This is a genomic window from Variovorax sp. GW822-FHT04A09 (assembly GCF_058801005.1).
On the sequence record NZ_JBXAMV010000001.1, the window covers coordinates 1,235,984 to 1,255,330 of the forward strand.

General features: G+C 68.0%; 19 protein-coding genes. 11 read left to right on the forward strand and 8 right to left on the reverse strand.

Annotation, left to right across the window (positions count from 1 at the left end; translation table 11 throughout):
• Positions 1-26 precede the first annotated feature (26 nt).
• Both AC1RLW_RS05570 and AC1RLW_RS05575 read right to left on the reverse strand, forming a co-directional pair.
• On the reverse strand, positions 27-2,216 hold the full coding sequence (locus AC1RLW_RS05570; protein ID WP_062480706.1) for a RelA/SpoT family protein: 2,190 nt from the start codon (positions 2,214-2,216) through the stop codon (positions 27-29).
• A gap of 58 nt (positions 2,217-2,274) precedes the next feature.
• Positions 2,275-3,228, reverse strand: a complete 954-nt coding sequence (locus AC1RLW_RS05575; protein WP_492685571.1) for an alpha/beta fold hydrolase — start codon at positions 3,226-3,228, stop codon at positions 2,275-2,277.
• A 68-nt stretch (positions 3,229-3,296) separates the two neighbouring features.
• On the opposite strand from AC1RLW_RS05575, the gene AC1RLW_RS05580 reads away from it, so the two are divergent.
• Entirely contained in the window at positions 3,297-4,067 is a 771-nt protein-coding gene (locus tag AC1RLW_RS05580) for a 3-hydroxybutyrate dehydrogenase (RefSeq protein WP_492685570.1), read from the forward strand.
• 64 nt (positions 4,068-4,131) lie between these two features.
• On the opposite strand, the gene AC1RLW_RS05585 is transcribed toward AC1RLW_RS05580, so the two are convergent.
• Positions 4,132-4,839, reverse strand: a complete 708-nt coding sequence (locus AC1RLW_RS05585; RefSeq protein WP_492685569.1) for an SIMPL domain-containing protein — start codon at positions 4,837-4,839, stop codon at positions 4,132-4,134.
• A 54-nt stretch (positions 4,840-4,893) separates the two neighbouring features.
• On the reverse strand, positions 4,894-5,331 hold the full coding sequence (locus AC1RLW_RS05590; protein ID WP_223301309.1) for a hypothetical protein: 438 nt from the start codon (positions 5,329-5,331) through the stop codon (positions 4,894-4,896).
• 95 nt (positions 5,332-5,426) lie between these two features.
• Between AC1RLW_RS05590 and ompR the strand changes: the two genes are divergently transcribed.
• Complete coding sequence (ompR, locus tag AC1RLW_RS05595; RefSeq protein WP_007837017.1) at positions 5,427-6,158, forward strand: osmolarity response regulator transcription factor OmpR; 732 nt, start codon at positions 5,427-5,429, stop codon at positions 6,156-6,158.
• A gap of 77 nt (positions 6,159-6,235) precedes the next feature.
• A complete protein-coding gene (locus tag AC1RLW_RS05600) occupies positions 6,236-7,657 on the forward strand; it encodes a sensor histidine kinase (RefSeq protein WP_062480711.1) in 1,422 nt (473 codons plus the stop codon).
• A 15-nt stretch (positions 7,658-7,672) separates the two neighbouring features.
• Here AC1RLW_RS05600 and ispF read toward each other — a convergent pair whose 3' ends face one another.
• Together ispF and ispD are read right to left on the reverse strand one after the other, a co-directional pair.
• Positions 7,673-8,164: a 2-C-methyl-D-erythritol 2,4-cyclodiphosphate synthase gene (gene ispF / locus AC1RLW_RS05605; RefSeq protein WP_159277108.1), complete on the reverse strand. Its 492-nt coding sequence runs from the start codon at positions 8,162-8,164 to the stop codon at positions 7,673-7,675.
• Positions 8,161-8,874 (reverse strand): 2-C-methyl-D-erythritol 4-phosphate cytidylyltransferase, encoded by a 714-nt coding sequence (gene ispD, locus AC1RLW_RS05610; protein WP_493192434.1) that lies wholly within the window; start codon positions 8,872-8,874, stop codon positions 8,161-8,163. Before ispD ends, ispF begins: the two co-directional genes overlap by 4 nt.
• 118 nt (positions 8,875-8,992) lie before the next feature.
• On the opposite strand from ispD, the gene mfd reads away from it, so the two are divergent.
• The 3 genes from mfd to AC1RLW_RS05625 are packed head-to-tail and all read left to right on the forward strand — an operon-like array spanning position 8,993 to position 14,246.
• On the forward strand, positions 8,993-12,475 hold the full coding sequence (gene mfd / locus AC1RLW_RS05615; protein WP_493192435.1) for a transcription-repair coupling factor: 3,483 nt from the start codon (positions 8,993-8,995) through the stop codon (positions 12,473-12,475).
• A complete protein-coding gene (gene serB, locus AC1RLW_RS05620) occupies positions 12,472-13,185 on the forward strand; it encodes a phosphoserine phosphatase SerB (RefSeq protein WP_062480719.1) in 714 nt (237 codons plus the stop codon). The genes mfd and serB overlap by 4 nt, the downstream gene beginning before the upstream one ends.
• Positions 13,182-14,246, forward strand: a complete 1,065-nt coding sequence (locus tag AC1RLW_RS05625; RefSeq protein WP_493192436.1) for an Ldh family oxidoreductase — start codon at positions 13,182-13,184, stop codon at positions 14,244-14,246. The genes serB and AC1RLW_RS05625 overlap by 4 nt, the downstream gene beginning before the upstream one ends.
• Before the next feature lie 6 nt (positions 14,247-14,252).
• On the opposite strand, the gene AC1RLW_RS05630 is transcribed toward AC1RLW_RS05625, so the two are convergent.
• Positions 14,253-14,579: a DUF6172 family protein gene (locus tag AC1RLW_RS05630; protein ID WP_487847054.1), complete on the reverse strand. Its 327-nt coding sequence runs from the start codon at positions 14,577-14,579 to the stop codon at positions 14,253-14,255.
• Between the two features lie 57 nt (positions 14,580-14,636).
• Here AC1RLW_RS05630 and AC1RLW_RS05635 point away from each other — a divergent pair, with 57 nt between their 5' ends.
• Positions 14,637-14,864: a hypothetical protein gene (locus AC1RLW_RS05635; protein WP_013541760.1), complete on the forward strand. Its 228-nt coding sequence runs from the start codon at positions 14,637-14,639 to the stop codon at positions 14,862-14,864.
• A 9-nt stretch (positions 14,865-14,873) separates the two neighbouring features.
• Here AC1RLW_RS05635 and AC1RLW_RS05640 read toward each other — a convergent pair whose 3' ends face one another.
• Positions 14,874-16,061 carry an aminotransferase-like domain-containing protein gene (locus AC1RLW_RS05640; protein ID WP_493192437.1) on the reverse strand — a complete coding sequence of 396 codons (1,188 nt, stop codon included), beginning with the start codon at positions 16,059-16,061 and terminating at the stop codon, positions 14,874-14,876.
• A 139-nt stretch (positions 16,062-16,200) separates the two neighbouring features.
• Here AC1RLW_RS05640 and AC1RLW_RS05645 point away from each other — a divergent pair, with 139 nt between their 5' ends.
• The 4 genes from AC1RLW_RS05645 to AC1RLW_RS05660 are packed head-to-tail and all read left to right on the forward strand — an operon-like array spanning position 16,201 to position 19,346.
• On the forward strand, positions 16,201-16,458 hold the full coding sequence (locus AC1RLW_RS05645; RefSeq protein WP_493192438.1) for a helix-turn-helix domain-containing protein: 258 nt from the start codon (positions 16,201-16,203) through the stop codon (positions 16,456-16,458).
• Positions 16,459-16,467: 9 nt separating this feature from the next.
• Positions 16,468-17,823: a type II toxin-antitoxin system HipA family toxin gene (locus AC1RLW_RS05650; protein WP_493192439.1), complete on the forward strand. Its 1,356-nt coding sequence runs from the start codon at positions 16,468-16,470 to the stop codon at positions 17,821-17,823.
• A complete protein-coding gene (gene nth, locus AC1RLW_RS05655; protein WP_095745121.1) occupies positions 17,820-18,467 on the forward strand; it encodes an endonuclease III in 648 nt (215 codons plus the stop codon). Before AC1RLW_RS05650 ends, nth begins: the two co-directional genes overlap by 4 nt.
• A 21-nt stretch (positions 18,468-18,488) precedes the next feature.
• Positions 18,489-19,346, forward strand: a complete 858-nt coding sequence (locus AC1RLW_RS05660) for an Ivy family c-type lysozyme inhibitor (protein WP_493192440.1) — start codon at positions 18,489-18,491, stop codon at positions 19,344-19,346.
• The last annotated feature ends 1 nt before the right edge of the window (position 19,347 follow it).

The following is a 19,347-nucleotide window of genomic DNA, read 5'->3' on the forward strand; positions in this document are numbered from 1 at the left end:
GAGTATAGCAGGAGAAATGGCCCTTTTCAGCGCCGACGTGCAGATCGCACACCAGTCACTGCAGTCACCACACTCAACACCTGCGTCAAACGCGCGGCATCGGCGATTTCCACGGTGAAAGTCATCCACGCCGTGCCCTTGATCGACTGCGTCTGCACGCCGATCACGTTCATCTTCTCGCGCGCAAAGACATCGGAGATATCGCGCAGCAAACCCTGGCGGTCGGCCGCTTCCACAGCCACATCCACTGCGTAGACCGGTGCATCGGCGCCCTTCTTCGGCAGGCCCCATTCGACATCGATCACGCGTTCGCCGTCCTTCGCGGCCATCGTACGGAAGTTGCTGCAATCCGCGCGATGCACGCTGACGCCATGACCACGCGTGACGAAGCCGCGGATCGCGTCCGGCGGCGCCGGCTTGCAGCACTTGGCAAGCTGCGTCATCAGCGACGACACGCCCACCACGAGCACGCCGCCCTTGCCCGACTTCTCGCTGCCGCGCGCCTTCTTGATCTGCACGCCGTCGTCGGGATTCAGTGCCGGCTCGGGCGGACGCAGCAGCGTCTCGATGTTGCGCAGCGAAAACTCGTCCTTGCCGACCACCTCGAACAGATGGTCCGCCGACTTGAAGCCAAGCTGCGAAGCCAGGTCTTCGAGCCGCATGGCCGTCTTGCCTTCGCGCTGCAGCAGCTTCTCGACGGCTTCGCGTCCACGCGCCACGGTCTCGTGCGTGATCTGTGCGTTGAACCAGGCGCGCACCTTCGCGCGTGCGCGGTGGCTCGCCAGATAACCGAGCTCCGCATTCAGCCAGTCGCGCGACGGACCGCCTTCCTTGGCCGCCATGATCTCGACCGTCTGCCCGTTCGACAGCGGCGTGTTCAGCGGCACCATCGCGCCATCGACACGCGCACCGCGGCAGCGATGCCCCAGCGTCGTGTGCACCGTGTAGGCGAAGTCGACCGGCGTGGCGCCCTGCGGCAACTCGACGATGGCGGCATCGGGCGTGAGCACATAGATGCGGTCGTCGAACAGCCCCTGCCCCTGCAACCCACCCGACAGGTCGCGTTCCCAGGCCAGCAGCTGGCGCAGCACGGCGATCTTGGCGTCGTACTCGCCGCTCGCCCAGACACCGGCGTAGCCCTTGTGGCCCGCTTCCTTGTAAGCCCAGTGCGCGGCCACGCCATGTTCGGCGTGGTCGTGCATTTCCTCGGTGCGGATCTGGATCTCGATCGGCTTGCCCACCTTGCCGTCGACGATCTCGCGCACCACCGTGTGCAGCGACTGGTAGCCGTTGGGCTTGGGCCGTGCGATGTAGTCGTCGAACTCTTCGTCGATGGGCTGGAAGTGCGAGTGCACCCAGGCCAGCGCGGCATAGCAGTCCTTCACGTCCGGCACCACCACGCGCAGCGCGAGGATGTCGAAGACCTGCTCGAAGTCGAGCGACTTGCCGCGCATCTTCTTGACGATGCTGTAGATGTTCTTCGGGCGTCCCTGCACCGTGGCCTTGACGCCTTCGGCCTGCAGTTCGTGCTCCAGCTGCGAGCGCAACTGCTCGACGTGGCCTTCGCGCTCGATGCGCTTCTCGTCGAGCAGGCGGGCGATCAGTTTGTAGGTTTCGGGCTCGAGAAAGCGGAACGAGAGGTCTTCGATCTCCCACTTCACCTGCCAGATGCCCAGCCGGTTCGCGAGCGGCGCAAACACCTGCAGCGACTCGCGCGCCACGCTCTCGGGCGCGGGCTGCTTGCTGGCTGCCGCGTGCCGCAGCGTCTGCAGGCGCGAGGCCAGCCGCAGCATGACCACGCGCAGGTCGCGCGAAAACGCCAGCAGCATCTTGCGCACGTTCTCGGTCTGCGCGCCGGCGCCTTCGGCGTGGTGCCCTTGCGAGGCGGTGCGTGCCTGCTCCTGCACGCGCACGAGCTTGGTGGTCTCGACCGCGAGCGCTGCGAAGTTGTCGCCGAAGACCTTGGCGATCACTTCCTGCGGGCGGTTCAGGTGCTGGCAGGAATACACGAGGTAGCTCGCGGCCTGCATCGCCTCGGAGCCGCCCATCTTCGCAACGATGGCGGCCACCGCATCGGCGTGCGCCAGCGTGTTCTCGCCGGTGTCGAGCTTTTCGTCGGCGATCAGCGGCTCGGCGAACGCGCGGGCGCGCGCCAGCATGTTCTCCATGACCGGCGAGCGGTCGGCCGTGGCGGCCGACAGCGGGTAATCGACCATGACGCCGTCGGACAGGGGTGCCGTCTGAAGGTTCGCAGACTCTCGCTTCACGATGCCCTCAATCGAACAGGAAATTCGTGACGACGGCGACCTGTGCGGGATCGACGAAAGTCGGCGCGTGCCCCACGCCCTCGAACTCGACGAGCGTGGCACGCGGCCCGCGCTGCGTCATCGCCGCCGCCGTCTCGGGCGACAGCAGGTCGGACACCGCGCCGCGCGTGAGCAGCGCGCGCGCCTCGATGGCGTCGTACAGGCTCCACATCACCGCCCCGCCCTGCGCCGCGATCTCGGGCGTGATGGCGCGCAGCGGCACGCCGATGGCCGGGTCGTAGTGCAGCACCCAGGCGCCCTCGCCCACCGCGCCGGCGCTGGCGGTCTTGGCGGCACCGTCGACGCTGCGCTCGGACGCCGGCACCACCATGTGCTGCGACAGCGCGCGCCACTGCTCGGGCGTGTGCGGCCCGAACGTGGTCGACAGGGCCCACATCGCGTCGGCCGCGGCCTGCACGCTCGGAAACTGGCCGCTCTTGCCCACATACGCGCCGATGCGCTGGATGGCAGCGGGCTCGACCGTGGGACCGACATCGTTCGCGACGAAACGGCGAATGGGCCGTGGCAGCGGCAGCTCCTTGTGACCGGCCAGCACGAAGCCGATCAGCCCGCCCATGCTGGTGCCGACGTAGTCGAGCGTGTCGATGGGATGCTCGCCATGCAACTGCGCGATCAGCGTCACCATGTCTGCGGCATACACGGGCACTTGATAGAAAGCGGGATCGCGCAGCCAGTCGCTGCGCCCGCGCCCGACCACGTCGGGGCAGACCACGCGCACGTCGCCGCCCGCGCGCGCCACGATGGCCTGCGCGAGCACGTCGAAATCGCGCCCCTGACGGGTCAGCCCGTGCACGCAGATCACGACATGTGCGCTCTGCGCGTCACCCCATTGCCAATAGGCCATGCGATGACCGCCCTGGGCGTCGTTGCAGGCCACGTCGTGAAGGGTCGGTTCTGTCATGGAAACGGAGGGGTTCGGGTGCGGATAATGGTCTCGTTGCATCCTAATTCATCCGGAGATTGATCTTCATGCTCAAAGGCAAAACCGCGCTTGTCACGGGGTCCACCAGTGGCATTGGCTTCGCCATCGCCAAGGCGTTGGCCCAACAGGGCGCACACATCGTGCTCAACGGCTTCGGCGACGCCGACACTCCCAAGGCCCAGATCGAGGCGCTCGGCGTGCGCACCGAGTACCACGGGGCCGACATGAGCAAGCCCGACCAGATCGAGGACATGATGAAGTTCGCGGCGTCGAAGTTCGGCCGCGTCGACATCCTCGTCAACAACGCCGGCATCCAGCACGTGGCCAAGGTCGAGGACTTCCCGACCGAACGTTGGGACGCGATCCTCGCGATCAACCTCACGAGCGCCTTCCACACGACGCGCCTGGCGATCCCCGCGATGCGCGAGGCCAACTGGGGCCGCATCATCAACGTGGCGTCGGCGCACGGGCTCGTGGCCTCGGCGCAGAAGTCCGCCTATGTCGCAGCCAAGCACGGCATCGTCGGCCTGACCAAGTCGGTGGCGCTCGAAACCGCCACCACCGGCGTCACCTGCAACGCGATCAGCCCGGGCTGGGTGCTCACGGCGCTGGTGCAAAAGCAGATCGACGACCGCGCGGCCCGCGAAGGCATTTCAGCCCTCCAGGCGCAGAACGAATTGCTGGGGGAAAAGCAGCCCTCGCTGCAGTTCACGACGGTCGAGCAACTGGGCGGGCTGGCCGTCTTCCTGAGCTCTCCCGCGGCCGATCAGGTGCGGGGCGTCGCCTGGGCCATGGATGGCGGCTGGACGGCTCAGTAAATAAACAGAGACAACGAAAAAACGCCGGCGGCACTCGCTCGCCGGCGCTGCGCTCTTTGCCTTCTTACTTGAGCTGCACCGAGCCGGAGACGTTCACGACCACGCTGGTCTTGCCCGCTTCCACCGGCACGGCCGAATCGGCGGCCGAGAACGACTTGGCCTGCATGCCCATCACGCGCGGACGGATCGGGCCGCTGTCGTTCGCGTTCACCGACACCTCGCGCAGCGTGTAGCCGCCGAAGCCGAAGCCCTTGGCCAACTCGCCGGCCTTCTGCTTGAAGTTGTCGATGGCGATGTTCTGCGCCTCGGTCTCGGTCTTGGCGCGCTGTTCGCGGCTCAGGCCGAAACCGACGTTGCCCACGCTGAGCGTGCTGATGCGCCCGGCCGTCTGGGTGATGCGCGCGAAGTCGCGGCCTTCGAGCACGAGCTCGGTCGACCCCTGCCAGCCGTTGATCTTGCCGTCCTTGGTGTAGCGCGGCGAAAGGCTGAAGTTGCCGGTGCGCACGTCGAGCTGGCCCGGCTGCGCATTCTTCTTGGCCTCGGCCAGCGCGGCGTCCAGCGCCGTCTTGAGCTGGGTCTGCACGGTGCCCGCCTCGGCGGCGTCGCGCGTGGTGATGAGGGTCATGCTCAGCAGGTCTTGCTGAACTTCGACGGTGCCGGAGGCCGACAGCTGGAGCACGTTTTGTGGAGCAGGCATGACGGCATTCTGGGCCAAGGCGGCGCCGGCAAAGGTCAGCGCGGCGCAGGCCGCGATCAATTGAACAGTCTTCAAGACAGATTTCTCCCTGGTGGATGCGAGGAAAAGCCCTCGCCCGCGCCTTCTTCTTCAGTGGCGCAGGCTGCGCGGCGCGGTTTGCGGACTGGCGACGGGCTGCGGTACCGGCACGATGCGCTCGGCAGGCTGTGATTCTGCCGAATTCAGAAGAACACCCGTTCCCGCAGGCACCCACTGCCCCCGGACCTGCTGCCTCAACTCGAAGAGTTCGCCCGCCGTGAGACGGCGCCCCGCCAGCGCTTCGCCGCGGCGCTGCTCTTCCCGCTGGGCCGCCCGGTGCGCGGCCACGGCATCGCGCACTTCGCTGCGGCGCCCTTCACTGACCCGCAAAAACCCTTCGGAGGCGACGGACGTCGCACCACAGGCGCATGCGAAAAAAAGCAGAGGCAAGGCAGAAAAAGAAGGTCTCATCGCGCAATCGTCATAAGGCAGCACGGACTGTGCCACCGCCGGGCAAAGCCCGGATGACCAGACGGCGAGCGGCCGCAAGTTGTGTAACTTAGTGTCAACCACTACGGAATTCGGCAGCAATGGGGTCCTAACGCCTTCAGAATCGGCGCTGTTACAAATTCAACGTTGTAGAAATGACTCAAGTTCCCGCTCGCACCGACAAGATCGTGATCGTCGACGACGACGCCCGCATCCGCGACCTGCTGCGCCGCTACCTGACGCAGGAAGGATTCGAAGTGATCGTGGCCGAGGACGGCAAGGCGCTCAACCGCATCCTGTTGCGCGACACGGTCGACCTGATCGTGCTCGACCTGATGATGCCCGGCGAAGACGGCCTCTCCGTGTGCCGCCGTCTGCGTGCGGCCAACGACCGCACGCCGATCATCATGCTCACCGCCAAGGGTGAGGACGTGGACCGCATCGTCGGTCTCGAAGTCGGCGCCGACGACTACCTCGGCAAGCCCTTCAACCCGCGCGAACTGCTGGCCCGCGTGCACGCGGTGCTGCGCCGCCGTCCGCCGCTTGAGGCGCCCGGCGCCCCCTCTACCGAGAACGAGACCGTCACCTTCGGCCCGTTCGCCTTCGACCTCGGCTCGCGCACCCTGAAGAAGGACGGCGAGGAACTCTCGCTGACCACCGGCGAGTTCGCGATGCTGAAGGCACTGGTGCGCCATCCGCGCCAGCCGCTGTCGCGTGAAAAGCTGGCCCAGCTGGCACGCGGGCGCGAATTCGAGCCCTTCGACCGCAGCCTGGACGTGCAGATCTCGCGCCTGCGCAAGCTGGTCGAGTCCGACGCCGCGGCGCCGCGCTACATCCAGACCGTCTGGGGCGTGGGCTACGTGTTCGTGCCGGACGGCACGGCCTGACGATCCGCTGAGAGGTGGCCATCGGCCTCCATTCCGCCCGACCTGACCCGGCCCAGGAGGACGGGGCACAGGTCACGATGCCGAGCCCGCTCGAAGCGAGCGCGCAGCGTGACCGCCGCCCCGGCCTCAAGCTGGGTTTCAGCCTTTTCTGGCGCACCTTCTTCCTGCTCGCGCTGCTGCTGATCGGCTGCACGGTCGCCTGGCTGCAGACCTTCCGCTCGCTCGAATACGAGCCACGCGCCATCCAGACCGGACACCAGATCGCCTCGCTCGTGAACCTCACGCGCGCGGCGCTCGTGTACTCGGACGCGATCACGCGGGTCTCGCTGATCAAGACGCTGGCCGACCAGGAAGGCGTGCGCATCCTGCCGCGCGAGCCCAACGACCGCTTCCAGCCCTACACCAGCGGCGCGCTCGACGAGCGCGTCACCGAAGAGCTGATCGCCCAACTCGGCGAAGGCACCACGGTGGCCAGCCGCGTGAACGACGAGCCGGGCCTGTGGATCGGCTTCACCATCGAGAGCGACACCTACTGGCTGCTGCTTGACCCCACGCGCTTCAGCCGCGTGGGCGGGCGCACCTGGCTGGTCTGGCTCAGCACGGCGATGGCGCTGTCGCTCGCCGGCGCGGCGCTGATCACGCGGCTCATCAACCTGCCGCTCAAGCAGCTGTCGCGCGCCACCTTGCAGGTGCGCGAGGGCGAGTACGAGGCGCACCGGCTCGACGAGCGCGCCCGCACCAACGAGATCCGGGCGGTGAACATCGGCTTCAACCGCATGGCCGACCAGCTCGCCAAGATCGAGCAGGACCGCGCCATCATGCTGGCCGGCATCTCGCACGACCTGCGCACGCCGCTGGCGCGGCTGCGGCTCGAGACCGAGATGAGCGTGGCCGACGAAGACGCGCGCGACCACATGGCCGCCGACATCGCGCAGCTCGACGCGATCATCGACAAGTTCCTCGACTACGCCCGCCCCGACCATGTCGACCAGCGCCCCGTGCTGCTGCGCGACGTGATCGACGCCTGCACCTACGCCGTGCAGGACTACGAAGAGATGAACATCCACGTCGACGTGCCCGCCGACCTGAAGGTGATGGGCGACGAGGTGGAGCTCACGCGTGTGATCTCCAACCTGGTCGAGAACGCCCGGCGCTACGGCAAGACGCCGTCGACCGGCGTGGCCGACGTCACGATCCAGGCGCAGGCCAACAACGACGCGGTGCTGATCAAGGTGCGCGACCACGGCGCGGGCGTCGAGCCCGCCCTGCTCGTGCAGCTGACCAAGCCCTTCTTCCGCGGCGACGCGGCGCGCACCTCCGCGGCCGGTGCCGGCCTGGGGCTGTCGATCGTGGCGAAGAACATCGAGCGCATGGGCGGCACCTTCGCCCTCACCAGCACGCCGGGCCGGGGCCTCGCGGCCCACATCCGGATGCCGCGTGCGATGCCGGCGGGCAGCAGCAAGCCCGGCGAGGTGCCGGGCAAGAAACAGGTCGCCTGAAGAAGAACCCGGGGCTCAGCGGTGCAGCAGCACCGCGGCGCGGGCTTCCATCGCCCGGCCCTCGCCCACCGGGCCGAGCTTCTCGGCCGTCTTGGCTTTCACATTGACCTGATCGAGCGCGATGCCCAGCGTGTCGGCGATGCGCTGGCACATGGCCGGGATGTGCGGCGCCAGCTTGGGCGCCTGCGCGATCACGGTGCTGTCGACATTGCCGATTTCCCAGCCGGCGGCCCGCACGCGACGCGCCGCCTCGGCCAGCAGCACGGCCGAATCGGCGCCGCGGAACTGGGCGTCGGTGTCGGGAAAATGCCGGCCGATGTCGCCCAGCCCGGCCCCGCCGAGCAGCGCGTCGGTGATGGCGTGCAGCAGCACGTCGGCATCCGAATGCCCGAGCAGGCCGGTGGTGTGCGGCACCTCGATGCCGCCCAGGATGAGCTTTCGCCCCGCCACCAGCTGGTGGACGTCCCAGCCTTCGCCGACGCGGATGTTGAACGGTGTCGTCGTCATGCCATGGCCTTCTTGCGGCCGAGCAGCACCGCCTCGGCCAGTGCGAAATCTTCGGGGAAGGTGACCTTGAAGTTCTGCGCGCTGCCGGGCACCAGCAGCGGCGCCAGGCCGAGGGTCTCGATGGCGCTGGCCTCGTCGGTCACCACGTCGCCCACGCGCTCCAGCGCGTCGAGCAGCATGCCGATGCGGAACATCTGCGGCGTCTGGGCCAGCCACTTGTCGGCGCGCGGCAGGGTCTGGGTCGAGCGGCTGTCGGTCGACGAGACCTTCAGCGTGTCGGCCAGCCGCTGCGCCAGCAGGCCGCCGACGGCGTCGTGCTCGCAGGCGGCGATCAGCGCCTCGATCTGGCTGGACGTGACCAGGCAGCGCGCCGCGTCGTGCACCAGCACCCAGTCGTGCGGCCCGGCGCCCTTCTGGCGCAGCGCCGCCAGGCCGTTGCGCACCGAGGCGGCGCGCGTCAGGCCGCCCACGCGCAGCAGGTACTCGCCGTTCGCCGGGAAGCGCGGCAGCGCCGTCTGCACCTCGCGGTCGTCGGGCGACACCACCACGGCCACGCCCGCGAAACGCCCGGCCAGCGCGCGAAACGCGTCCACCGTGTGGGCCACCATCGACTGGCCCGCCAGGCGCCGGTACTGCTTGGGCTGCGCGCCGCCGGCGCGGTGGCCGGAACCGGCACAGGGGATCAGCACGTAGAAACGGGAAGAAGACATGGAGGGTGCGGCACGGGCCGATGGCCGACAAGCGGATAAGGGGCCGCCATTCTAGAATTGACATTCGCACACCCCTCGCCGTCCGGCGCGGGGTGTCGTGCATTTTTCGAACCGCTCCATGGACCTCCCCCTTCTCCCGGCGGGCAAGCGTTTCACGCTGCCGCGTCCCCCGTTGTCCGCCGATGCGCTGATGCTGGCCCAGCTCGGCATGCGCGAGAAGGCCGCGGGTCGCGCCACCGCGATGTTCACCGCCGACGCGAACGACGCCCAGCGGCTCATCGACGAAATCGCCTTCTTCGCGCCCGAGCTGCGCTGCGCCCTCTTCCCCGACTGGGAAACGCTGCCCTACGACAGCTTCTCGCCGCACCAGGACCTGATCAGCGAGCGCCTGGCCACGCTGTGGCGCATCAGCCAGAAAGAGGCCGACGTGGTGCTGGTGCCCGCCACCACCGCGCTGTACCGGCTGGCGCCGCCGGCCTTCCTGGCGGGCTACACCTTCCAGTTCAAGGCCAAGCAGAAGCTGCAGGAGTCCAAGCTCAAGGCCCAGCTCACGCTGGCCGGCTACAGCCACGTCACGCAGGTCGTGAGCCCGGGCGAGTACGCCGTGCGCGGCGGCCTGATCGACCTGTTCCCGATGGGCTCGCCGGTGCCTTTTCGCGTCGACCTGTTCGACGACGAGATCGACTCCATCCGCACCTTCGACCCCGACACCCAGCGCAGCCTCTACCCCGTGCCCGAGGTGCGCCTGCTGCCGGGCCGCGAGTTCCCGATGGACGACGACGCCCGCGCGCGCTTTCGCAGCCGCTGGCGCGAACTGCTCGAGGGCGACCCGACCAAGAGCCGCATCTACAAGGACATGGGCAACGGCGTGGCCACCGCCGGCATCGAGTACTACCTGCCGCTGTTCTTCGACGAGACGGCCACGGTGTTCGACTACCTCGGCCCCGACGCCACCGTGGTGCTGCACGGCGACCTCGAACCCGCGTTCCAGCACTTCTGGCAGGACACCAACGAGCGCTACCGCCTGGTGCAGGGCGACCCCGAGCGCCCCGCGCTGCCGCCCGAGGCGCTGTTCCTCAACGCCGAGCAGTTCTACCAGCGCGCCAAGCCGCATGCACAGCTCGCCATTCGCGGTGACATCGCCACCGACGCGCCCTACGCCGAGTTCGACAAGCTGCCGCCCTTTGCCGTCGTGCGCGGCGCCGAAGACCCGCTGGTCGGCCTGAAGGCCCACATCGCCGCCACGCCGCACCGCGTGCTGCTGATCGCCGAGAGCGACGGCCGCCGCGAGAGCCTGCTCGACTTCCTGCGCGCCAGCGGCGTGAACCCGCCGGCCTTCGACTCGCTGGCCGAGTTCGAAGCCTCGGGCGACGAGAAGATCGGCATCGCCACCGCCGCGCTGGCCTCGGGCTTTGCCTGGCGCGAACAGGCGATCGACTTCGTCACCGAGACCGAGCTGTTCGCCACCGCGCCCACCACGCGCCGGCGCAACAAGAAGCAGGAACAGGTCAGCGACGTCGAGGCGCTGATCAAGGACCTGTCCGAACTCAACGTGGGCGACCCGGTGGTGCACAGCGCGCACGGCATCGGCCGCTACCGCGGCCTGATCCACATGGACCTGGGCCAGGGCACGGGCGCCGACGGCAAGCCGCTGCTGCAGGAAATGCTGCACCTGGAGTACGCCGACAAAGCCACGCTCTACGTGCCTGTGAGCCAGCTGCACCAGATCAGCCGCTACACCGGCGTGAGTGCCGACGAGGCGCCGCTGCACAAGCTGGGCTCCGGCCAGTGGGAAAAGGCCAAGCGCAAGGCCGCCGAGCAGGTGCGCGACTCGGCCGCCGAGCTGCTCAACATCTACGCCCGCCGCGCCGCGCGCGAGGGCCATGCCTTCCGCTACTCGCCGGCCGACTACGAGGTGTTCGCCAACGACTTCGGCTTCCAGGAAACCGCCGACCAGAAGGCCGCGATCCACGCCGTGGTGCAGGACATGATCTCGCCTCAGCCGATGGACCGCCTCGTGTGCGGCGACGTGGGCTTCGGCAAGACCGAGGTGGCGCTGCGCGCCGCCTTCATCGCCGTCACCGGCGGCAAGCAGGTGGCCTTCCTGGCGCCCACCACGCTGCTGGCCGAGCAGCATTACCAGACGCTGGTCGACCGTTTCGCCAAGTGGCCGGTGAAGGTGGCCGAGATGAGCCGCTTCCGCTCGGCCAAGGAAATCACGGCTGCCGCCAAGGGCCTGGCCGAGGGCCAGGTCGACATCGTGGTCGGCACGCACAAGCTGCTCTCGCAGTCGGTCAAGTTCAAGAACCTGGGCCTGCTCATCATCGACGAGGAGCACCGTTTCGGCGTGCGTCATAAAGAGGCGATGAAGGCGATGCGCGCCGAGGTCGACGTGCTCACGCTCACGGCCACGCCGATTCCGCGCACGCTGGGCATGGCGCTCGAAGGCCTGCGCGACCTCAGCGTGATCGCCACCGCGCCGCAGCGCCGGCTGGCCATCAAGACCTTCGTGCGCAACGAGGGCACCGGCGTGATCCGCGAAGCCGTGCTGCGCGAATTGAAGCGCGGCGGGCAGGTCTACTTCCTGCACAACGAGGTCGAGACCATCGAGAACCGGCGCCAGAAGCTCGAAGAAATCCTGCCCGAGGCCCGCATCGCCGTGGCCCACGGCCAGATGCCCGAGCGCGAACTGGAACGCGTGATGCGCGACTTCGTGGCCCAGCGCTACAACATGCTGCTGTGCTCGACCATCATCGAGACCGGCATCGATGTGCCCACCGCCAACACCATCGTGATGAGCCGCGCCGACAAATTCGGCCTGGCGCAGCTGCACCAGCTGCGCGGCCGCGTCGGCCGCTCGCACCACCAAGCCTATGCCTACCTCATGGTGCCCGACACCGAAGGCCTGACCAAGCAGGCCTCGCAACGGCTCGAAGCCATCCAGCAGATGGAAGAGCTGGGCTCGGGCTTCTACCTCGCGATGCACGATCTGGAGATCCGCGGCACCGGCGAGGTGCTCGGCGAGAACCAGAGCGGCAACATGATGGAGATCGGCTTCCAGCTCTACAACGAGATGCTCAGCGAAGCCGTGCGCTCGCTGAAGGCCGGGCAGGAGCCCGACCTGCTCTCGCCGCTGTCGGTCACGACCGAGATCAACCTGCACGCCCCGGCCCTGCTGCCCGACGATTACTGCGGCGACGTACACCTGCGGCTGTCGTTCTACAAGAAGCTCGCCACCGCGAAGAACCCCGACCAGATCGACACGCTGCTGGAGGAAATCGTCGACCGCTTCGGCAAGCTGCCGCCGCAGGCCCAGACGCTGATCGACACGCACCGCCTGCGCGTGCTCGCGCGGCCCTACGGCGTGGTCAAGGTCGACGCGGCGCCGGGCATCATCAACATCACCTTCCGCAAGGACGCGCCGGTGGACGGCATGGCCATCATCCAGCTGATCCAGAAGAACAAGCACATCAAGCTCGCCGGCAACGAGAAGCTGCGCATCGAGCGCGAACTCAAGGAGCCGAAGGACCGCGCCCAGATGGTGCGCGACGTGCTGCGCAGTCTCGGACAACCCCTCGTCAAGGAAATCGCCCCCGCATGAGCGCTACGACTGAAATCTCCCCCGGCCTCGTCCTCCAGCGCGTGAAGCCGCCGCTGAAGCTCGCCGACTTCAAGCTGATCGCGTTCGACATGGACTCGACGCTCATCAACATCGAATGCATCGACGAGATCGCCGATGCCGTCGGCAAGAAGGCCGAGGTGGCCGCGATCACCGAGGCCACGATGCGCGGCGAGATCAAGGACTTCAAGGAAAGCCTGCGCCGCCGCGTGGCGCTGCTGCAGGGCGTGCCCGTGGCCGCGCTGCAGCAGGTGTACGACGAGCGCCTGAAGCTCAACCCCGGCGCCACCGAACTGGTGGCGGCCTGCAAGAAGGCAGGCCTCAAGGTGCTGCTGGTGTCGGGCGGCTTCACCTTCTTCGCCAACCGCGTGAAGGACCGCCTGGGCATCGACTTCGCACGCTCCAACCTGCTCGACGAAGCCGACGGCCAGCTCACCGGCCAGGTCGTGACGCAGAGCTGGGGCGACATCTGCGACGGCGCCGAAAAGCGCCGCACGCTGCTCGAAGTGGCCTCGCTCATGGGCATTTCGCCGCAGGAAACCATCGCCGTGGGCGACGGCGCCAACGACCTGCCGATGATGGGCGAGGCCGGGCTGTCGGTGGCCTATCACGCCAAGCCGAAGGTGCGCGAGCAGGCCATGGTGGCGATCAACGAAGGCGGGCTCGACCGCGTGCTGGAAATCCTGAAATGACCGACGCCGCCCCGCTGTACCGCGCCGACGCGCTGCGCGACTACGCCAGCGCCCTGCTGCAGAAGGCGGGGCTCGCGGCCTCGATGGCCGACAGCGTGGCACGCACGCTGGTCGAAGGCGACCTGCTGGGCCACGACACCCACGGCCTCGCGCTGCTGGCCGGCTACGTGAAAGAGATCGAATCGGGCGGCATGACGCGCGACGGCGCACCCGAGGTGCTGTCCGACCGCCCCGCCGCCGTGCTGTGGGACGGCAAGCGCCTGCCCGGCCCCTGGCTCATGGACCAGGGCATGGACCTGCTGGTGCCTCGGGCCCGCGAACTGGGCACGGCCTCGCTCGTGATCCGCCGCAGCCACCACATCGCCTGCCTCGCGGTCTACATGCTGCGCGCGCTGCAGGAAGACATGCTGATGCTGCTGGCCTGCTCCGACCCCAACACGGCCAGCGTCGCGCCCTTCGGCGGCACGCAGGCGGTGTTCACGCCGAATCCGCTGGCGATGGGCTTTCCGCTCTCGCAGGGCGGCGTGATGGTCGACATCTCGGCCTCGATCACCACCAACGGCATGAGCAACCGCAAGCGCGCGGCCGGTGAGACTTTCGCCGAGGAATGGCTCATCGACGCCTCCGGCAAGCCGTCGAACAACCCGCAGGTGCTGTTCGACCAGCCGCCCGGCACGCTGCTGCCCGTGGGCGGCCTGAGCCACGGCCACAAGGGCTACGGCATGGCGCTGCTGGTCGAGACGCTCACGGCCGGCCTCGCGGGCCACGGCCGTGCCGACCCGCCCGAGGGCTGGGGCGCGACGGTGCACCTCACGCTGCACGACCTGCACGCCTTCGGCGGCAAGGACGCCTTCCTGCGCCAGATGGACCACGTGGCCGAGAAATGCCGCGACAACGCGCCCATCGACTCGGCGAGGCCTGTGCGGCTGCCGGGTGAAGGCGGGTTGAAGCGTCGGGAAGCGCAATCGGCGAACGGGGTGCGGCTGCACCCGTCGATTGCGCGCTCGCTGCAGGAGGCGGAGCAGCGGCATGGCCTGCGGCTGGCGCAGGCGCTGATCTGACGGGGTTTATTCCTCGCCGTCGTTCTCGGCGTGGTCGGGCGCACCCGCAGGCCGCGGCTGGCGCTTGCCGGGCTTGGCCAGGATCTCGATGTAGAACTGCTTGCCGCCCTCTTTCACCACACCGTCGATGAGGCCGGTGATGGCCGTGAGGTGGATGGTTTCGGCGGATTCCTGGGCGCTGCCGAACCGGCAGTCGAAGTCCCAGAAGTCGGCGCCTTCGGGCAGGTCGCGGCGGCGCTCGCGCTTGATGTACTTGCGAATCTCGTGCTTGACGGCTTCGAGGAGACGGTCGGGGTGCTTGCCCTCGACCTGAAGCTGGAAGGTTTTTCTCATGGGTGATGGTAACCCGCTGTGTAAAGTCGGCGGTTCAAATGGAAAGCAGGTGAAGACATGGCACGCGCAAACGACTGGGCAAGCAAGGTGATGGCATTGGTGAACGGCGGCAACGCCCCGGCGGCCATTGCGCAGATCAAGGTCGCGCCCTCGGTCAAGGACCTGAAGGCGCTGCAGACCATCATGACGCTCTCCAAAATGAAAGGCCGCTATCCGAACGTGGATGCGGCCATTTCAGACAACCTGGACCTGCTGGCAGCGCCCCGGCTGCACCGGTCCCCCTGAACGTCGGCGTTACAGGGCCTGGCCGAGGCGCTTCACGCCCTCTTCGATCTTCTCGATGTCGGCCGTGGCAAAGCTCAGGCGCAGCGTCGCCACATCGGGCTTCTCGGCGAAGAACGGCGCACCGGGCACGAAGGCCACCAGCTTCTCGATCGCACGCTTGGCCAGCTCGTTGGCATCGGCCAGCTTGCCGTTGGCGCCCGTCAGGCGCGCCCAGAAGAACAAACCGCCGTTGGGCTGCGTGAAGCTCACCGCATCGCCCAGTTCGCGCGTCAGCGCGGCGCCCATGGCCTGCGCACGCTGGCCGTAGACCTCGCGCACATGCGCCAGCGTGCCGGGCATGCGGCCGCTCTTGAGGTACTGCGCGGCCGTCGCTTGCGCGAAGGTGCTGGTGTGGGCGTCGCTGAACTGCTTGCACATCGTGGCCTTGGCCAGCAGCTCGGGCGGCGCGATCATCCAGCCGATGCGCAGGCCGGGGCTGAGCACCTTGCTCAGGCTGCCGCAATGCGCCAGCAGCTCACGGCTGCCGGGCACGTCCTTGCTCAGCGACATGATCGACGGCGGCGGCGCCTCGCCGAAGTACAGGTCACCGTAGGGATCGTCCTCGACGATCAGCGTCTGGTACTTCACGGCCAGCTCGAGCACCTTCTTGCGACGCTCCAGCGTCAGCATCGCGCCGCTGGGGTTACCGAAGGTGGGGATCAGGTAAACGAACTTGGGCTTGTGCTCGGCAATGAGCTTCTCGAGCTCGTCGGTCTTCACGCCGTTGGCGTCGATGGGTGCGCTGATGAGCTGCGCGCCGTACAGGCGGAAGCACTGGATCGTCGCCAGGAAGGTCGGGCCTTCGACGATCACCTTGTCGCCGGGCGAGATCATGGTCTTGCCCAGCAGGTCGAGCGCCTGCTGGCTGCCGGTGGTGACGATCAGGCCGCTGGGGTCCACGTCGACGCCCTTGGTCTTCATGAAGGAACTGAGCTGGTTGCGCAGCGGCTCGTAGCCTTCGGTGGCGCCGTACTGCAGGGCCCCGCCGGCCTCTTCGGTGAGCGCCTTCTGGCTCGCCTCCTTCAGGCCCTCGACGTCGAACATGGCGCTGTCCGGGAAACCGCCCGCAAAACTGATGATGCCGGGCTTGCCCAGCAGCTTGAAGAGTTCGCGGATGGCGGAGGTTTCGACGTTGTCGAGGCGGGAGGCGAATTGCATGGTCAGTCTCACTTTCTGGGCGTCATTGTCGCGAAAGCAGCAGGCAATAAAACTGCGTAGATTTATCGCCTTTCAACGATATATTGACAATATCGCCCAAAGACGATAATTTGCATTTACCACCTCAAGGCGGTAAACGATGGACTCCCTCATACATTCCCCGACCCAGCTCTCCGCACACCTGAAGTCGCTGCGCAAGGCCCGCCGGCTGACACAAGCGCAGCTCGGGGCGCTGATCGGCGTCGGCCAAGCCCGCATGGCCGACATCGAAAAGAACCCCGGTGCGGTCAACGTGGCCCAGTTGCTCGAGGTGCTGCATGCGCTCGACACGCGCCTGCTGCTGACCTCCGCCGACAAGGCCTCCCCCAGCGCCGCACCGGGCGCCGCCGACTGGTAGCCGCCGCCCATGGCCCAGCCCGCGCTCGACATCTGGATGAACGGCGAGTACGTCGGCGCCTGGTTCTGGACTCGAACCGGCGTGCCGGCCCTGCGCTACGACGACGCGTGGCTGCGTTCGCCCAACGTGCGCGCGCTGTCGCTGTCGCTGCCGATCCCGCACGGCGAAAAGGAACTGCGGGGTCCCGCGGTCGAGAACTACTTCGACAACCTCCTGCCCGACAGCGACCGCATCCGCGAACGTCTGCGCCGACGTTTTCGCACGGCCAGCATCGAGGCCGCCGACCTGCTCGCGGCCATCGGGCGCGACTGTGTCGGCGCCGTGCAACTGCTCCCTGCCGGCCAGGCACCGGAGCCCTTCGACCGCGTCGACAGTGAAGCCCTGACGGAAGACCGCGTGGCGCAACTGCTGCGCAATGTCACCAGCGATCCGGTGCTTGGGCAACGCGACGACGCTGCCGACGACGACTTTCGCATCTCGATCGCGGGCGCACAGGAAAAGACCGCGCTGCTGCGCATCGGCGATCGATGGCACCGCCCGCACGGCGCCACGCCGACCACGCACATCCTCAAGCTGCCGCTTGGGCTGGTCGGCAACATGCGCGCGGACATGACCCACTCCGTGGAGAACGAGTGGCTCTGTGCGCGGCTGATGGCGGCCTTCGGCTTCGATGTGGCCCCGACCGCCATCGGCCGTTTCGGCGACCAGAAGGCACTGGTGGTCGAGCGCTTCGACCGTCGCTGGATGGACCAGGGCCGCTGGATCGCGCGCCTGCCCCAGGAAGACTTCTGCCAGGCCAGCGGACTGCCCGCGACGCTGAAATACGAGAGCGACGGCGGACCGGGCATCCGGCAATGCCTGTCGCTGCTCGCGGGCAGCAGCGATGCACGAAAGGACAAGGCCACCTTCGTGCGCGTGCAACTGGCGTTCTGGCTGCTGGCCGCGACGGACGGGCACGCCAAGAACTATTCGATCTTCCTGCGCCGCGGGGGCGGCTACGACATGACGCCGCTGTACGACATGCTGTCGATGTGGCCCATCATCGGCAACGGACCCACCCTCGTGTCCGCACACAAGGCGCGCCTTGCGATGGCCTTGCGCGGCAAGAATGCCCACTACACGCTGCAGAGCATCCAGACACGCCACTGGCGGGCGCTCGCAGCCCAATCGGGCGTGCCCGGTGCCTTCGACACCTTGTGCAGCCTGGTCGCTGATGCGCCGCTCGCGTTGCAGCGGGTCGAGAAGGAACTGCCACCGGACTTCCCCGAGCCGGTCTGGCGCGCGGTCGAGGCGGGCGTGCGGACGCAGTGCGCGCGCTTCGAAGCCGGCCTCGACCAGGCACAGAATTCCACGAAGACCCCATGAAAAAATCCGACATCCCCCTCTTCTTCGCCACCCTGCAGGCCGCCAACCCCGAGCCGCGCACGGAGCTCGAATACACCACGCCCTTCGAACTGCTGGCCGCCGTGCTGCTGTCGGCGCAGGCCACCGACGTGGGCGTGAACAAGGCGACGCGCCGGCTCTACCCGGTGGCGAACACGCCGCAGGCGATCCTCGACCTCGGGGTGGAAGGGCTGGAGTCGTACATCAAGACGATCGGGCTGTACCGCAGCAAGGCCAAGCACCTGATCGAGGCCTGCCGCATGCTGGTCGAGCTGCATGGCGGCGAGGTGCCGCGCACGCGCGCCGAACTCGAGGCGCTGCCGGGCGTGGGGCGCAAGACCGCCAACGTGGTGCTCAACGTGGCCTTCGGCGAAGAGACCATCGCGGTCGACACGCACATCTTTCGCATCGGCAACCGCACCGGGCTTGCGCCCGGCAAGACGCCGCTGGACGTGGAACTCAAGCTCGAAAAGCGCATCCCACCTGAATTCCGCCTGCACGCGCACCATTGGCTGATCCTGCACGGGCGCTATGTCTGCGTGGCGCGCAAGCCGCGCTGCTGGGAATGCGCGGTCTCCACCTTCTGCTCGTTCAAGCCCAAGACGCCGGCCCCCAAGACCGCCTGAGCGGCACACACCACCTCGCACATGACGACGACAACGACTTTCAAGAAGACGCCTTCCGCCGCCCTCCTCTTTCTCGCAGCGCTGTGCAGCGCGGGCGCCGCCTGGTCGCGCGACGGCGTGCTGCCGCCGGAGACGATGGCGCTCTACGGCGGGCGCTGGTCCACCAATTGCGCCGACGCAGCGGCACCGACGCTGCAAGTGCGCGAAGACATGCTGATCGCCGAGCGCGGCAAGCGCCGCGTCGTCGGCCGCCAGCCGGACACGGCGCACAGCTTCTTCGGCAACCAGGCGCCGCCGCCGAACTTCGACGTGGCGCTGATGAGCCGCGTGGGCAAGGGTGACGACGCAATGATGAATTTCCTGGTCTTTCGCGATGCGCGCGGCCAGTCGATCACGCTGAAGGCCGACAAGCCGGTCATGGGCCAGCTGGGCCCGGAACTGATGAAGCCACGCTACTGGCGCTGCGACGGTCCGGCGCGCGCCGCGGCGCCGCCCGCCGAACCCGCGACCGCCGCCCCCAAGCCGCCGGCACCCGCCACGGGCAGCCCGGCCGCCCTCGCCCGGGGCCCGGCGATGGACAAGGCCTGGCGCGCCGCGCTGGGCACACGGGAAACTGAACGCTGGCTGGTGCGCCGCGAAGGCCCGGCGCCCGAGCCGCAATGGGTGACGGTGGACGGCACGCGCTACCTGCTGCACGCCTTCTGCAAGCCGCACGACTGCTACGACCACAACGCGATCGCGCTGTACGACCAGGGCTCGGGCCGGCTCTATGGGCTGGTACAGCGCAACGGGCAGAACCAGCTCCTGGGCGGCCCGTCGCCGCAGTTCGCGGGGCAGCTCGACCGGCTCTGGCGCGAGCAGTGGCGCGCCAAGAACTGAC

Coding starts and splice junctions, on each gene's coding strand:
- AC1RLW_RS05570 (WP_062480706.1), bottom strand. CDS start 2,216: ATGGTCGATTACCCGCTGTCGGCCGCCACGGCCGACCGCTCGCCGGTC.
- AC1RLW_RS05575 (WP_492685571.1), bottom strand. CDS start 3,228: ATGACAGAACCGACCCTTCACGACGTGGCCTGCAACGACGCCCAGGGC.
- AC1RLW_RS05580 (WP_492685570.1), top strand. CDS start 3,297: ATGCTCAAAGGCAAAACCGCGCTTGTCACGGGGTCCACCAGTGGCATT.
- ompR (WP_007837017.1), top strand. CDS start 5,427: ATGACTCAAGTTCCCGCTCGCACCGACAAGATCGTGATCGTCGACGAC.
- AC1RLW_RS05600 (WP_062480711.1), top strand. CDS start 6,236: ATGCCGAGCCCGCTCGAAGCGAGCGCGCAGCGTGACCGCCGCCCCGGC.
- ispF (WP_159277108.1), bottom strand. CDS start 8,164: ATGACGACGACACCGTTCAACATCCGCGTCGGCGAAGGCTGGGACGTC.
- ispD (WP_493192434.1), bottom strand. CDS start 8,874: ATGTCTTCTTCCCGTTTCTACGTGCTGATCCCCTGTGCCGGTTCCGGC.
- mfd (WP_493192435.1), top strand. CDS start 8,993: ATGGACCTCCCCCTTCTCCCGGCGGGCAAGCGTTTCACGCTGCCGCGT.
- serB (WP_062480719.1), top strand. CDS start 12,472: ATGAGCGCTACGACTGAAATCTCCCCCGGCCTCGTCCTCCAGCGCGTG.
- AC1RLW_RS05625 (WP_493192436.1), top strand. CDS start 13,182: ATGACCGACGCCGCCCCGCTGTACCGCGCCGACGCGCTGCGCGACTAC.
- AC1RLW_RS05630 (WP_487847054.1), bottom strand. CDS start 14,579: ATGAGAAAAACCTTCCAGCTTCAGGTCGAGGGCAAGCACCCCGACCGT.
- AC1RLW_RS05635 (WP_013541760.1), top strand. CDS start 14,637: ATGGCACGCGCAAACGACTGGGCAAGCAAGGTGATGGCATTGGTGAAC.
- AC1RLW_RS05640 (WP_493192437.1), bottom strand. CDS start 16,061: ATGCAATTCGCCTCCCGCCTCGACAACGTCGAAACCTCCGCCATCCGC.
- AC1RLW_RS05645 (WP_493192438.1), top strand. CDS start 16,201: ATGGACTCCCTCATACATTCCCCGACCCAGCTCTCCGCACACCTGAAG.
- AC1RLW_RS05650 (WP_493192439.1), top strand. CDS start 16,468: ATGGCCCAGCCCGCGCTCGACATCTGGATGAACGGCGAGTACGTCGGC.
- nth (WP_095745121.1), top strand. CDS start 17,820: ATGAAAAAATCCGACATCCCCCTCTTCTTCGCCACCCTGCAGGCCGCC.
- AC1RLW_RS05660 (WP_493192440.1), top strand. CDS start 18,489: ATGACGACGACAACGACTTTCAAGAAGACGCCTTCCGCCGCCCTCCTC.